The organism is Prauserella muralis, from assembly GCF_003202285.1.
GTDB classification, from domain to species: domain Bacteria; phylum Actinomycetota; class Actinomycetes; order Mycobacteriales; family Pseudonocardiaceae; genus Prauserella_B; species Prauserella_B muralis.
In genome coordinates this window covers 804,785-818,859 of the sequence record NZ_MASW01000005.1, presented here as the reverse complement: position 1 = coordinate 818,859, position 14,075 = coordinate 804,785, and the positions used below count along the sequence as shown (strand labels likewise).

At 71.4% G+C, this 14,075-nt stretch carries 13 protein-coding genes; 6 read left to right on the top strand and 7 right to left on the bottom strand.

The annotated features are described in order from the left end of the window. Window positions 1–65: 65 nt before the first annotated feature. Window positions 66–986: an intradiol ring-cleavage dioxygenase gene (locus BAY60_RS24665; RefSeq protein WP_112283597.1), complete on the bottom strand. Its 921-nt coding sequence runs from the start codon at window positions 984–986 to the stop codon at window positions 66–68. Window positions 987–1,114: 128 nt separating this feature from the next. Between BAY60_RS24665 and BAY60_RS37295 the strand changes: the two genes are divergently transcribed. Continuing rightward, window positions 1,115–1,273, top strand: a complete 159-nt coding sequence (locus BAY60_RS37295) for a hypothetical protein (RefSeq protein WP_170160532.1) — start codon at window positions 1,115–1,117, stop codon at window positions 1,271–1,273. 5 nt (window positions 1,274–1,278) lie between these two features. On the opposite strand, the gene BAY60_RS24660 is transcribed toward BAY60_RS37295, so the two are convergent. The 6 genes from BAY60_RS24660 to BAY60_RS24635 all read right to left on the bottom strand — a co-directional run bounded on the left by BAY60_RS24660 (window position 1,279) and on the right by BAY60_RS24635 (window position 7,827). Then, window positions 1,279–3,078 carry a sigma-54-dependent Fis family transcriptional regulator gene (locus tag BAY60_RS24660; protein WP_170160531.1) on the bottom strand — a complete coding sequence of 600 codons (1,800 nt, stop codon included), beginning with the start codon at window positions 3,076–3,078 and terminating at the stop codon, window positions 1,279–1,281. Between the two features lie 34 nt (window positions 3,079–3,112). Further along, complete coding sequence (locus BAY60_RS24655; protein WP_112283389.1) at window positions 3,113–3,358, bottom strand: hypothetical protein; 246 nt, start codon at window positions 3,356–3,358, stop codon at window positions 3,113–3,115. Further along, window positions 3,355–4,443 carry an LLM class flavin-dependent oxidoreductase gene (locus BAY60_RS24650; RefSeq protein WP_112283388.1) on the bottom strand — a complete coding sequence of 363 codons (1,089 nt, stop codon included), beginning with the start codon at window positions 4,441–4,443 and terminating at the stop codon, window positions 3,355–3,357. The genes BAY60_RS24655 and BAY60_RS24650 overlap by 4 nt, the downstream gene beginning before the upstream one ends. Window positions 4,444–4,464: 21 nt before the next feature. Next, window positions 4,465–6,168, bottom strand: coding sequence for a CocE/NonD family hydrolase (locus BAY60_RS24645; protein WP_170160530.1), 1,704 nt, complete (start codon window positions 6,166–6,168; stop codon window positions 4,465–4,467). Between the two features lie 116 nt (window positions 6,169–6,284). Further along, the gene (locus BAY60_RS24640; RefSeq protein WP_112283386.1) at window positions 6,285–7,031 is read right to left on the bottom strand and encodes a cache domain-containing protein; all 747 of its coding nucleotides are present in this window, start codon (window positions 7,029–7,031) and stop codon (window positions 6,285–6,287) included. Window positions 7,032–7,077: 46 nt separating this feature from the next. Then, entirely contained in the window at window positions 7,078–7,827 is a 750-nt protein-coding gene (locus BAY60_RS24635; protein ID WP_112283385.1) for a FadR/GntR family transcriptional regulator, read from the bottom strand. Between the two features lie 207 nt (window positions 7,828–8,034). On the opposite strand from BAY60_RS24635, the gene BAY60_RS24630 reads away from it, so the two are divergent. From BAY60_RS24630 to BAY60_RS24610, 5 genes are read left to right on the top strand one after another with little or no spacing between them, the layout of a single operon-like run. Continuing rightward, window positions 8,035–9,300, top strand: a complete 1,266-nt coding sequence (locus BAY60_RS24630; RefSeq protein ID WP_112283384.1) for a (Fe-S)-binding protein — start codon at window positions 8,035–8,037, stop codon at window positions 9,298–9,300. Further along, window positions 9,297–10,814 carry an FAD-binding oxidoreductase gene (locus BAY60_RS24625; protein WP_112283383.1) on the top strand — a complete coding sequence of 506 codons (1,518 nt, stop codon included), beginning with the start codon at window positions 9,297–9,299 and terminating at the stop codon, window positions 10,812–10,814. The genes BAY60_RS24630 and BAY60_RS24625 overlap by 4 nt, the downstream gene beginning before the upstream one ends. Next, entirely contained in the window at window positions 10,811–11,068 is a 258-nt protein-coding gene (locus BAY60_RS24620) for a hypothetical protein (RefSeq protein ID WP_112283382.1), read from the top strand. Before BAY60_RS24625 ends, BAY60_RS24620 begins: the two co-directional genes overlap by 4 nt. A 52-nt stretch (window positions 11,069–11,120) precedes the next feature. Further along, on the top strand, window positions 11,121–12,641 hold the full coding sequence (locus tag BAY60_RS24615) for an APC family permease (RefSeq protein ID WP_112283381.1): 1,521 nt from the start codon (window positions 11,121–11,123) through the stop codon (window positions 12,639–12,641). After that, window positions 12,638–14,062 carry a gamma-aminobutyraldehyde dehydrogenase gene (locus tag BAY60_RS24610; protein WP_112283380.1) on the top strand — a complete coding sequence of 475 codons (1,425 nt, stop codon included), beginning with the start codon at window positions 12,638–12,640 and terminating at the stop codon, window positions 14,060–14,062. The genes BAY60_RS24615 and BAY60_RS24610 overlap by 4 nt, the downstream gene beginning before the upstream one ends. Window positions 14,063–14,075: the final 13 nt, after the last annotated feature.

Here is a 14,075-nt window from a genome sequence, read left to right as displayed (position 1 = left end):
CTGGGCACGGGCGCCCGCGCTGACCGGCGAGGCGAACCGGCGTTGAACTGCCCCTCTCCGGGGTGTCAGCGGGAGGGTGGCGGGGCTCCTCCGCCCGGCGGGCTGCCCGCGCCCCCCTCGGTCGTCGTGTCCACGCCCACGCCGAGGCGGACGACGTAACCGCGGCCGACGTCGCCGGTGACGGTCGCCAGCTGCGAGGCGCCGCCGTCGTCGCCGAACACGGTGTCACCCCGCAGGCTCAGCCCGGCGAGGTTGGCGACGGACTGCTCGTAGCCCGGCTCGGCGTAGACGGCGTCGCACATGTTCCTCGGCAACGCGACCTGGGAAGTCGCGATCACGTTGGCGACGTCGGCGATGCTGTCCTGACCGGGATAGACCTCGAAGTGGATGTGCGGCCAGCGTCCGCTGTAGCAGGCGGGGACGATGCTCGTGAAGCGCACGCGGCCGTCGGCACCGGCGACCTGCACGCCCCGCAGGTAGTTCTGGTCCTCGGCGCCGTCCGAGTACATCGAGTAGCGGCCTTCCCGGTCGCAGTGCCAGACGTAGACGGCGACGCCCTCGAACGGTACGCCGCCGCCGGCCAGGTCGGAGACCGTGAGCTCCAGCGTCATCGGCACGCCCCGCGCCGTGCCGCTGGAGTCGCCGAAGCTCGACCGGATGTCGCCGCGCACGATGCCGCTCTGTTCCAGCACGTCGGGCCCGTTGGAGCCGTCACCGGGGAACGGCCCTGCCGTCTCCTCCGGGATCTCCCCGGCCGACGCCGACGACCCCGAAGCCGTGGCCGTGGTGGTGGCGGGGGAGGAGGAGCCGCCGGAGCCGGTGCTGCAGGCCGTGAGCACCACACCCGCCGCGCCGAGGCCGAGGACACGCAACGCGCGGCGGCGGTCGAGCAGGGTGGCGACATCGAAACCCAGGCCCTGGTCGACGATCTCGTCGTGGGGCCGGGGCAGCGGGCGACCCTCGTAGGTCCGTTCAGGCCTTCGCATGAACACCAGCATCGGCCGCGACCCTGTGTGCTGGCTGTGTAGTGGCTGAGCCGAGCCTGGCAGCGAGTGTGCACACCGACTCGCGATCGTGACCGGTACCGGGTCCGGAATCGGCTACCGTTGTTCGGATGTCGACCGGTCCGGTGTTTCTGACCATGCTGTTGTACGCGCTGCTTCCGGCTGTTTTCCTGTTCGCCCTCTACTTCGTCGTGCGTGCCGCGGTCCGCGACGGGATCCGGCTGGCGTGCGGCCGAGGCGACGGCGGCGCCCCGACCGGGATGGACTGACCGGTTCAGTCCAGTTCGTAGCGTTTGAGCTTGCGGTAGACGGTCGCGCGGGAAATGCCGAGCCGTTCGGCGACGGCGTTCCGGTCGCCCCCGGTCTCGCGCAACGCGGCCATGAGCACCCGCCGTTCGGCCGCCCGCACCTCGTCGAGCGGGTGGGCGGGCTGGTTGCGGCCGTGCCGCGCGGGCAGATCGCCCACATCGATCACCGGTCCGCTCACGCGCACCCGCGCACTCGCCAGCACCTGGAGCAACTGGCGGACGTTGCCGGGCCAGTCGCTGGCCAGCAGCGCGGCCACGGCCCTGGGCGCGAGGGTCACCGCCTGCTCGCCGTCCTCGTCGCCTCCACCGAGTTCGGCGAGCAGGCTCGCACACAGCTGCCCGAACTCGTTGCGGCGTTCCCGCAGCGGAGGCACCGTCAGCAACACGGGAAAGCTCTCGCGGACCCGCGCGACGGCGCCGTCGTGGCCCGCGTCGTCGGTCGTGGTGCCGGCCACCGGGACGGGCGCGCGGGCCAGCAGGTCGGCCACCGCGGTGGTCAGCTCCGCGGGCAGGTCGGTGACGTGCCCGAGCAGGACCGCCGGGCTGTCGCCGGACACCGCCGAGGCGAGGCTGCGCAGCCACTCACGGGGGCGCAGGTGCGCCAGGGCGCAGTCGAACTCGGCGATCCCGCCGGACCCCGCCAGGCCTCGCAGTGCCTGCCGCGCCTCGTGTCGCTTGCCGCACCCCCGCTCGCCGGTCAGCAGTACCGCACGGCCGTTGCGCAGCGCGCGAGCCAGTTGTGTCCGGAAGTCGGCAGGCGCGCCCTCCCAGACCCAGCCCGGCCCGGCGTCACCGCCGGTGTCGTCCACCATGGACGTCCCGGACGGCAGCAGCACGAGCACGGCGGCGAACTCGCCCCGCGGCTGCGGCACCGGATGCACCTGGATCGTCACGGTCACCCCGGAGCTGAGCTGCCGCTGCACGGTGCGGCTCCGCGAACCCGACTCCTCGGCGAGGCGCCGCAACAGCTCCTCGTCCGCCTCGTGGACCACCGTGCGCGCCCGCGTGCTCACCACGCACAACCGCCTGCTCACCCCGACCACCGGCGCGCGGTGCCTGCGCTGCGCCGCGGCGAACGCATCGAAGAACTCCCGTTCGCCGTCCTCCCGGCTCGCCAGCAACTGCGCTTCGATGGAACGGCCGAGCTCGACCACCAGCGGCAGCAGGGCGGTGGTGCCGTACTCGCGCAGGCAGTGCGCGCCCAGCGTTCCGGCGTAGCGTTTGGTGAACGGGTCACGGATGATCACCCCCGTCGTCGTGAGGATCTCCGAGTCGGTCCGGAAGTGTTCGGTGCCGGCGATGATGAAGGCCTGCTGGGTCTCGTGGGCGCAGCCCATGCCGTTGGTGCCCATGACCTCCTCGGCGAAGCACATGCCGGGGCGCAGGTTCTGCCGGTGCACCCGGCCTGCCAGCGGGAAGTCCCCGACCACGACGGTGAGCAGCCTGCAGGCGCGGTCGGCGAGGAAGCCCCAGCAGTTGAGATCGGAGATCTCGTCCTTCAGCCGGTTCATGATCGGCTGCGCCACGGCGGCCAGCCGGGTGCGCGGCTGGAAGTCGTCGTCGGGCGCGTAGTGCCGGGCGCCGGGGTCGACACCGGCCAGCATCGAACGCCGCCACGAGGCCACCACCTCCGGGCGGACACCGGGATAGTCCGCGGGATCCACGGCGAACGGGTCGCGGGTGAGGACGTCGAGCTTGGCCTGCCGGACCCGCTCCCACTCCGCGGTGGTGTGCGGCACCGGCGGGCCGCTGGACGCAGCCGGCATGGACATCCCTGACCTTCCCGGGTGGCCTCCGCCGTCAGCTCCCGCGGGCACCGCACCGGACTTCGGGTGCCGCCTCGTCGCCGCGGCGGCGGACGATCCACTCGCACTCGGCTGCCCAGTCTCGCAGTGCCGCCGGCCGTTTGGCCACGCCTTCCGGGCCGGCCGCCTCGTCCGGCACGGCGGCGATCCCCTCGTCCCGTCGTCGGTCGGCGGCTGGTTCCACCGCGTCGGCGCGGACGCCGGTGGGGACGAGCCTGCACCCGGCCCCGTCCGTGGTCATGCCGCCGTGCTGACCGGCTTGCCGCGCAGGGAGCGGGCCTTGGGCAGCACCTCCCGGGCGAACAGTTCGAGGCTCGCCCGCGCCTGGTCGTAGGGCATGCCGCCGAAGGACGGCGCCACCGTGAGCTCGAAGTCGCCGAGCTCGTCCCGGATCGCCTCGATCTGGCCGAGGATGCGCTCCGGGCTGCCCCACAGCGCGGTGGCCGCGTAGTTGTGGGCGGCCTTCTCCAGCCCGATCTCGCGGAAGTACTCGGCGTTGGCCGCGTACCGCTCGTGCCCCTTGATGGAGGCGAAGTGTTCCCCGGCCATCTCGTAGTGCTCGACGTTGGCCAGGAAGAACCGGTTGACGTACTCGAAGTGCCGCTCCTTCGCCAGCTCGTCGTCGGCGTGGCAGTACATGTTGACGTTGAGGGCGATCGGCGGGGCGATCTCGCCGTGCTCGGCCTCGAACAGCTCCCGGTAGCGGGTGAAGGTGGGCATGAGGTCGGGCACCGGTTTGACGATGAACGACATCATGCTCGCCCGCAGCCTGGCCGCGGCGACCACCGACTCCGGGGATCCCGCCACCATGTACCGGCGGCCGAGGAACGACCCGCGCGGACGGGGCCGCAGCTCGGCGCGCGGCTGCGGGTAGAACGGGCCGTCGCCGTGCAGCACGCCGGTCTCCAGCGCCTCGAAGATCATCGGCGCGGCCTCGTCGAAACGGTCCCTGGTCTCGTCCAGCGGGATGCGGAAGGGTTCGTACTCCGTGCGGGACAGTCCCCTGCCGACACCCAGCAGCAGCCGTCCGCGGGAGATCGCGTCCACCATCAGCGCCTTCTCCGCCACCCGCAGCGGATTGTTCCACGGCAGGATCACCGCGGCGGTGCCGAGTTTGATCCGCGACGTGCGGCCTGCCAGGTGCGCCAGCACCACGAAGTTGTCGGGGCACAGCGAGTAGTCGGAGAAGTGGTGCTCGACGACCCAGACGGAGTCGTAGCCGAGCGCGTCCGCCTCGACGGCGAGGTCGAGTTCGTGGTGGTACATGTCCTCGTCGGAGAGTCCGGGGTGGGCGGCGAAGCCGAGGTTGAGCCCGATGTGCAGCAAGGCGATGTCCTTTCTGGTCGCTCAGTCGCGGGGGATGACCGGCAGCCGGATGGAACTCGGCCGTCCGGGCCCGAAGAAGATCCGCTGGGTGGCGGGAACGAAGTCGGCCTCGGTGACCTGCCCCGCGGGTGTCCCGTTGCCCGGATTGCGGTCGAAGCAGGGGAAGTTCGAGCTGGCGATGTCGACGCGGAGGCAGTGCCCGGCCCGCAACACCTGGCTCGTGGCACCGAGGTCGATCGCGTACTCGCAGACCTCGCCGGGCACGACGGGCAGCGGGGTGTCCATCCCGGTGCAGTAGCGGGCTCGCACGATCCCGTCGGCGATGCCCATGGCACGCCCGTCGGGATGCACGTCGACGAGTTTGGCCGTGAAGTCGGTGTCGGTGGCCGACGTCGCCGCGAACAGGCGGACCCGCAGCGGGCCGGTGATCTCCAGGTCGGCGGCCAGCGGGGCGCTGGTGAAGCGCAGGATGTCGCGGCGGCCGTCGAGTTCACGCTGGTCGCGCGAGCCGGGCTGGTAGCCGAGCCTGCCGTCGCGGCTGCCTGCCAGCAGGATGGCTCCGCCCACGGTCGGCACCGGGTCGTTCGGGTCGTGGCGGTACTCGGCCGTGCCGGTCCCCGCGAGCGCGGGGCCGAGCGAGAAGTCCGCCGCGAGATACCAGTCCTGCCAGTCGGTGCGCGCCAGCGGCCACTCCTGTTCGGCGCGCCAGTGGTCGTCGCCCATGACGTAGATCTGCACCGGTGGCAGCGAGCTCGGCGTGCCGTCGACGCTGTCGCGCAGGAACCGCAGCTGCTGCTGCTCCAGCCGCACTGCCTGGGCGCTGCCGCCGCGGTAGAACACCTCGCCGGTGATGCCGGAGGTGTCTGCGTGCGACCACGGCCCGACGACCAGATGCTGGGGGGCCGCGCCAGCGGCGGCCATGGTGACGTAGTTGCCGAGGGTGCCGCGCAGGAACAGGTCGAACCAGCCGCCGACGTGCAGGCCGGGCACCGTCGCCTCGGCGCGCCGCGCGGCGTAGCCGATGTCGCGCCAGTAGGCCGGGTCGTTCTCCTTGTCCAGCCACGTCCGCCAGCTCGGCAGGACGCCGGTGATGCCAGGCCGGTCGGGCAGCGGGAGTGCCCGGTAGGCGGCCTCGGTGTCGCGGGTCAGCGCCAGCAGCCCGGCCATCCGCGCCGCCACGTCCTCACCCCGGTCCGCCGCTTCGCCGATCGCCTCCGCCGCCTTGAGCAGATGCCACGCGAGGCCCTGCCCCAGCTGGAAGGCGCCCTGCCGGTACACTAGGCCGTCGCGGTAGTCGTCGGGGGTGACGGCCGGGGCGATGGCGGCCAGACCCTCGGGGCGGTGGCCGGCGACGGCGAGCTGCACCATGCCGAGATAGGACATCCCGAACATCGCGATCCTGCCGTCGCACCACGGCTGGTCCCGCAGCCAGCGCAGCGTGTCCAGCCCGTCGGTGGTCTCGTTCTCGAACGTCCGCAGCTCGCCGTCCGAGCGGCCGGTGCCGCGGCAGTCCTGGACGAGCACCGCGAATCCCGCGTCGAGCGCGGGCAGGACGGGCAGGCTTCGCGACATGGGCTCGGCGTAGGGCGTCCGGACGAGCAGGACGGGCCGCGCGTCGCCGGTGGCCGCGCGGTACAGCATCCCGTGCAGCTCCAGCCCGTCCCTCACGGGCACCTGAACCCGCTCCACCACACGGGTGGCCAGGCCCGGCAGCGTCCCGGTCATCGGCATCGACCCCTTCATCAGCCCTGATGCGGGTGGCTGCCGATGACGCTACGGACAACCGGGCGACGCGCCGTCTCACTTGTGAGACCGGGGTACCCGGCCGGTGCGGGCGGGGATCAGCCGCGCAGGACGGACAGCCGCCACGGCAGCCCGGCACACTCGCCGGCTCCGGGCGCGGCCACGGTGACCCCCGGCCAGTCTCGATCCAGTTCGGCGTCCGTCACCAGCGACCCGGTGATCTTGTGCGGGGTGTTGGAGGCGACGACCCGGCCCTTCGCGTTGACCAGCGCCGCCGGAGGCCCGGTGCCGGCCAGCGCGCGGAGCAGCAGTGACTCGAACACGTCGGCGCGGATGTCGGTGGCGGCCACGCCGAGGAACCGCTGGCCCGAGTGCGCCGGGTGCGCGAGGGTGAGCATGTACTCATCGGTGCCCGAGTAGTCCACGTACGGCCCGACGACCACCCGGCTGCCGGTCCGGCGCGGCAGCGCGAACCAGGCCGCGCTGGCGTAGTCGTAGTAGGCGACGCTGGCGGGGTTGTGGTCGACCTCCAGGAAGGTCAGCCGCCCGTCCGGCTCGTTCTGCCACCACTCCAGCCAGTGCGCGCGGTCGGCCAGCACATCCTCGGCGAGGATGACGCCGGTGCCCGCGATCAGCGCGGGCTGCTCGCGCAGCCGGGCGAAGATCGGCTCGCGCAGTGCGGTGAGTTCGCCGGAGCGCAGCGCGCGCTGCTCGGACAGCGCGTGCTCGTGCAGGGCGCGGAGCCGGTCGGCCAGCCGGGCCAGCCAGGCGAAGGCGTCGTCGAGCACGGTGGCGACCCGGTCGGCCGCGGTGCGGATCTCTGCGCGTCGCGCGTCGGTCGTCACGTTCGCCCCACTTCCCGGCTCCGGTCGCGTCGTTGCACAGACATTCTCATGCGCTGGCAAGCCGCAGGTGGAATTCGATCAGGCGCTCGATGCCGCGCGTGACGTGCCGTTCGGCCGCGGACCGCGCGAGCGCGGTGTCGCCCGACTCGATGGCCCGCAGGATCTCACGGTGGTCGGCGACCGCCTCCCGGTGCGGGATCGCCTCACTGGACGGCATCCACAGCAGCTCGCTCACCTCGGCCTGGAGGTCGATCTCCTGGCGGGTGAGCCGGGACGACTGCGCGGCGGCGGCGATCTCGATGTGGAAGCGGGCGTCGGCCCGCCTGCGATCACCCGGCGTGCTCGCCGCCTCGAGCCGCTCGATGAGCCCGTGCAGGGCGGCGATGTCGCCGTCGTCGGCCCGTTCCGCCGCGAGCAGCGCGGCCACCCCGCTGATCGCCAGGTGCTGGTCGGCGATCTCCCGCAGCTCGTGCACGCTCAGCTCCCGCAGCGTGGTGCGCAGCCGGTCCATCGACGCCTCGGTGGGGGAGCGGGCGAAGCTGCCGCCGCCGCGGCCGCGACGGGTCTCCACGAGGCCGTCGTGCCGCAACGTGGACAGCGCCTCGCGCAGGGTCACGGTGGCGACCCTGAGCTGGGCGGCGAGCTCGGGTTCGCTGGGCAGTTGCTCGCCGTCGGCGAGCAGGCCGAGCGCGATGGCCTCTCCGAGACGGCGCGCGACGACCTCGGCGCGCCCGCCGTCCTCCAGCGGCGCGAACGCCGCATGCCGTGCGGCCCCCGAAACCGTGTCGCCGTCCACGGGCCCCCTCTCGTGCTCCGCACGCCGCCGGCGTGGCGGCTGTCCTTGTTGAGTTTGCGTTACGGCCGCGTCGCCCGCGCGAAGAGGGCTTGCGATTTGAACTATGGTTTCATACTTTAAATGGCGACAGTGACCCGAGTCACGACCCGAAGCACTGGCCACCACCACGTCCCGCAGCCCGCAGCCGCCTCTGGAGTGGACTGACTGATGACCGATATCTCCCCTCACGACACGGGCAGCCTCCCGTCCCCGAACGGCGACGGCGGTTCCGGCGCCACCGGAGAGTTCGTGCAACAGTGGCGCAACGCCGCGTACAACTGCTTCTCCTCCGGCCACAAGTTCTGCCGTGAGGTCTGCCCCGTCATGCAGGTGACGAGGAACGAGTCCTGGACCCCGACCGCGTTCCACGCCAACGTCGTCGCGATGGAGCAGGGCGAGCTCCAGCTCACCGACATCGCCGACGACTACGTGAACTGCACCGGCTGCGGCGCCTGCGAGCTGCGCTGCCCCAACACGCTGTTCACCGGCGACTTCTACCGGTTCCGCACGCGCACCGTGGACCTGGTGAAGGCGATGCGCGCGCTCGCCGTGGATCAGGGGATCCACCAGCCTGGCTGGCAGCGCTGGAACCTGCTCACCGACGAGCGAAGTCACGAGCCGGTGCTCGGCGAGGTGCCCGTCAGCCAGGACCACGTGCGCGACTGGTCGCAGGGCCTCGACATCCCCGTGGGCGGCGAGTCGATCCTGTTCGTGGACTGCGAGGCGGCGTTCTACCGCACCTCGGTGCCCCGGGCCGTCGCCCAGATCCTGCGGCGAGCAGGCTACGAGTTCGGGCTGATGAACGAGCAGTGGTGCTGTGGCGGTCCCGCGGCCGAGATGGGGTACCTCGAGCAGTCCCAGCGCTTCGCGCGGCACAACCTCGACGACTGGCGCGCAGGCGGCGTCAAGCGCGTGCTCGTGCTCGACCCGCACGACTACATCACCTTCACCGAGGACTACCCGAAGTACTTCGGCGAGGAGTACGACATCGAGATCGTGCTGGTGGTCGAGCTGTTCGCCGAGATGATCGCGGACGGCAGGCTGGCCCCGAGCGTGCCGATCGAGCGGACGATCACCTACCACGACCCGTGCAGGCTCAACAAGCGCAAGGGCATCTGGCAGGCGCCGAGGCAGATCCTGTCCGCCATCCCGGGGCTCACCTTCCACGACGTCGACCGCGTCACCCAGTGGTCCTACTGCTCGGGAGGCGGTGGCGGGCTGCCCATCGAGAAACCCGAGCTCACCGCCAGGATCAGCGAGTCGCGCGTGGACAAGGCCGCGCAGCTGGGGGTGGACACCCTGGTGTCGGCGTGCCCGTGGTCGGAACGCCCGCTGTCCGAGGCCGGTGACGCGAAGGCGATCGACGTCGTGGACATCCACGAACTGCTCGCCGAGTCGCTCGGCATCGAGGTCGGGGGGAGGCGAGGGCAGTGACCATCGCGCCCGCGCTCACCGAGCCGGTGCTCGACGACCTCCGTCAGGTGGTCGGCGGCGAGCACGTGCTGACCGACAGGGCCGCCCGTTTCAACCGGGCCAGGGTGCCCGCTCCGTTCCCGGTGCACCGGTGGTCCGAACGTGTGCCCGACCTGGTGGTGCTGCCCGGATCCACCGAGGAAGTGTCCGAAGTGGTCCGGATCGCCAACGCGCACCGGATCCCCATCGTGCCGCGGGACGGCGGCACCGGGCTCACCGACGGCGCCGTGCCGCTGCGGCACGGCATCGTCGTCGACGTCAAACGGATGAACGACATCAAGGAGATCGACGAGGTCAACCGCACGTGCACGGTGGGCACCGGCATCAACATGCTCAAGCTCAACGAGGTGCTGGGCCGGTACGGCCTGATCTACCCCGACGACCCGGCGTCCTACCCGTGCTCGCTGGTCGGCGGCCGCATCGGCACCAGCGGCTGGTCGCTGATCGGGAGCCGCTACGGGCACAGCAGGGACCTGGTGCTGAGCTTCGATTTCGTGCTGCCCACCGGCAGGGTGATCCACGTCGGTGACGGCGCGGGCCGCAAGCTGTCCAAGAGCTCCAGCGGATACCAGCTCAAGCACCTGTTCATGGGCCACCAGGGCACCCTCGGCATCGCCACCGAGGCCACGCTCAAGCTGTACCCGAAGCCGGAGGCCGAGCTGTCGCCGTTCTTCGCCTTCCCCGACTACGACAGCGCGTACCGGGCGGTCGGCGAGCTGGCCCGGGCGGGCATCGCCACCTTCGCGGGCGCCGTGCTGTTCGACGAGTGGAAGGTCGACTACCTGCGCCGCGACGACGAGGCCTACATCCCGCAGCCCGCCGACGTGCGGGCCCTGGTGTGCGCGGTCGCGTACGGCTACGAGGACGAGGTGGTCGCGGGCGGCAGGCGGCTGATGCGCATCGCGAGGGACAACGGCGGCCGCTACCTCGGCGACGAGGTGTCCGAGGGCGACTGGGCCGCGCGGCACGACCGGTACGCCACGCCGCTGCACGGCAGGACCCTCGCGGGGCAGGTGATCCCGATGAGCTGGCACTGCGAGGACGCGGCGATCAACTACACCAACCTGCCCCAGGTGCGGCTGGAGTGGCACGAGATCGTGCGCAGGCTTCGGGAGCGGTTCGACATGTTCGACGACTGGGGCATGTTCGCCTACACCAGCGCCGACACCGGCGTGGACTACCTGACCGAGATCGACGTCGGCATCTGGGAGCAACGACTGGACGACGAGTCCTGGGCCGCCTGGGTGCAGGCGAAGAAGGACATCGCCGAGGTCGCGCTCCGCTACGGCGGGTCGATCAGCGCCTGCCACGGCTCCTGCCGGGAGGGCGAGGTCGACCTGGTGCCGCAGGAGCTGGGCGGCGGCTACGACGTGATGCTCGACGTCAAGCGCGCGCTCGACCCGAACAACATCATGAACCCCGGCAAGTACGGCCTGGACCGGGCCTACGAGCCGGAGGCCGGAGGTGCCCGATGAGTACCTACCGCTACTCCGAGCAGTACCGGCCGCCGGAGGCCAGGCAGGTCACCGACGTCGCCATCGAACGCTTCGCCGACATCTTCGAGGTCGACCCGAAGCTGATGACCGCCCACGTCGTGCAGCAGGTGTTTCCCAACTGGGACACCCTGCGCATCGTCGCGAGCCGCCACGACCATCTCGACTGGATGCACCGGCACTGGGCCGAGAAGGTCGTGTCCGGCCAGCGCCTGCTCGACGAGCTCGACGACTGACAGCGGCATCGGCGCAGTCCCTTCCTGCACCCTTTCGACGAGAGGACGGACCATGGTCGAGCAGGTCCCTTCCCGGCAGTCCCCCGTGGACGACCAGGCGGCTTCGGACGAGGCACAGCTGGCGGCACTCGGCTACCGGTCGGAGTTCCGCCGGGACATGAGCCTGTGGGCGAACTTCTCGCTGGGCTTCACGTACCTGTCGCCGGTCGTGGGGATCTACACGCTGTTCGGTTTCGCGCTGGCGACCGGAGGCCCGCCCATGGTGTGGAGCCTGGTCGTCGTCGGCGTCGGGCAGCTGCTGGTGGCCCTGGTGTTCGGCGAGGTCGTGTCACAGTACCCGCTCGCGGGTGGCGTCTACCCGTGGGCGAGGCGGCTGTGGGGCAGGCGCTGGGCCTGGCTCACCGGCTGGGTGTACCTCATCGCGCTGCTGGTCACGATCGCCAGCGTGGCCTACGGCGCAGGCCCGTACGTGTCGATGCTGTTCGGCCTGGACACCACGACGGGCAACACGATCCTGTGCGCACTGGCGCTGCTGGTGGCGGCCACCGTCATCAACCTCGGTGGCACCCGCGTGCTCGCCATCGCCGCGCTCATCGGCTTCACCACCGAGATCCTCGGCGCCCTCGTCGTCGGCGGCTGGCTGCTGATCAGCGAACGGCACCACGGACTCGGCGTGCTCTTCGACAGCTTCGGCGCGGCAGGGGAGGGCTCCTATCTGGCGGCGTTCCTCGCGGCCGGACTGATCGGCATCTTCCAGTACTACGGCTTCGAGGCGTGCGGCGACGTCGCCGAGGAGGTGCCGAACCCGGCACGGCGCATCCCCAAGGCCATGCGCATGACCATCTACGTCGGCGGGTTCGCGGCCACCTTCGTCTGCCTGTCGCTGGTGCTCGCGGTACCCGACTTCGCCGCGGTGATGTCCGGTGCGGACGCCGACCCCGTCTCCACCGTGCTGGGCGCGGCGTTCGGCAGCGCAGGGTCGAAGGTCGTGCTGCTGGTGGTGCTGGTGTCGTTCCTGTCGTGCGCGCTCAGCCTCCAGGCGGCCGCCAGCAGGCTCACCTACTCCTACGCCAGGGACAAGATGCTGCCCGCCAGCAGGCTGTTCTCGAAGGTCTCGGTGCGCCTGCACGTGCCGCCCCACGCCCTGCTCCTCGCGGCCGTGGTGCCCGCACTGGTGGTGCTGGCCTCGCGTATCTCGGAGGACGCCACCGCACGCATCGTGTCGTTCGCGGTGCTCGGCATCTACCTCGGGTTCCAGATGGTCGTGCTGGCGGCCCTGCGCGCCCGGTTGAAGGGCTGGGTCCCCAGTGGACCGTTCACGCTCGGCCGCTGGGGCCTCGCGGTGAACGTGCTGGCGCTGCTGTACGGCGTCGCCGCGATCGTCAACATGGTGTGGCCGCGCACGCCGGACGCTCCCTGGTACGACAACTACCTCACGCTGCTCTCGGGCGTGCTCGTCGTCGGGTCGGGGCTGGTGCTGCTGGTCACCACCCGGCCGTACGGCAGGAGCAACGCGCCCGCGGGCGACGCGATTCCCCGGAACGAGACCACTGAGGACGGAGTGATCGTATGACGCGGGTACTGCGCAACTTCGTGGGCGGCAAGCTCGTCGACGCCGCGGACGGGCGCACCGCACCCGTGATCGACCCGGCCACCGGCGAGCCGTTCGCCGAGGCACCGGTGTCCGGGCCGGAGGACGTGCGGCAGGCCACGCGCGCGGCACGCGCGGCGTTCGAGGAGTGGCGGGACACCACGCCCGCCGAACGCCAGCTCGCGCTCAACCGCATCGCCGACGCGTTCGAGCGGCGCGCCGGCGACCTGCTCGCGGCGGAGTGCGAGAACACGGGCAAACCGCAGGCGCTGACGCGCTCCGAGGAACTGCCGATGGTGCTGGACCATCTGCGGTTCTTCGCGGGCGCGGCGCGCTGCCTCGAGGGGCGCGCGAGTGCGGAGTACATGAGCGGGCTGACGTCCTGGATCCGCCGTGAACCGATCGGCGTCTGCGCGCAGGTGACGCCGTGGAACTACCCGATGCTCATGGCCATCTGGAAGTTCGCGCCCGCGCTGGCCGCGGGCAACACCGTCGTGCTGAAGCCGTCCGACACGACACCGGTGTCCACGATCCTGATGGCCGAGATCATGGCGGAGTTCCTGCCGCCCGGCGTGTTCAACGTGCTCTGCGGTGACCGGGAGACGGGACGCGCACTCGTGGCCGACCCCGAGCCGGATCTGGTGTCGATCACCGGAAGCGTGCGGGCCGGAAGGGAGGTGGCGCAGGCCGCCGCCTCCGACCTCAAGCGCGTGCACCTGGAGCTCGGAGGGAAGGCACCGGTCGTGGTGTTCGACGACGCCGACGTCGAGGCCGCCTCGGCGGCGATCGCCGAGGCCGGGTACTTCAACGCGGGCCAGGACTGCACGGCGGCCACCCGGGTGCTCGCCGGGCCGCGGGTGCACGACGACTTCCTCGACGCGCTGACCGAGCAGGCCAGGTCCACCTCGACCGGCACGGGAGACGACGCGGCGTACGGGCCGGTGAACAACGCGGGCCAGCTCGCGAGAGTCGCCGGTTTCGTCGACCGCCTTCCCGGCCACGCGTCGGTGCGCGCGGGCGGCTCCCGTGTCGGCGACCGCGGGTTCTTCTACGCACCCACGGTCGTCTCCGGTCTCCGGCAGGACGACGAGGCGATCCAGCAGGAGATCTTCGGTCCGGTGATCACCGTGCAGCGGTTCTCCGACGAGGACGAAGCGGTGCGCTGGGCGAACGGGGTGGAGTACGGCCTGGCGTCGTCGGTCTGGACCCGGGACCACGGGCGCGCCATGCGGATGTCCAGGCGGCTGGACTTCGGCTGTGTCTGGATCAACACCCACATCCCGCTCGTGGCGGAGATGCCGCACGGCGGGTTCAAGCACTCCGGCTACGGCAAGGACCTGTCCCTGTACGGGCTGGAGGACTACACCCGGGTCAAGCACGTGATGTCCAGCCTGGACAGTTGAACGTGAGAGGTGC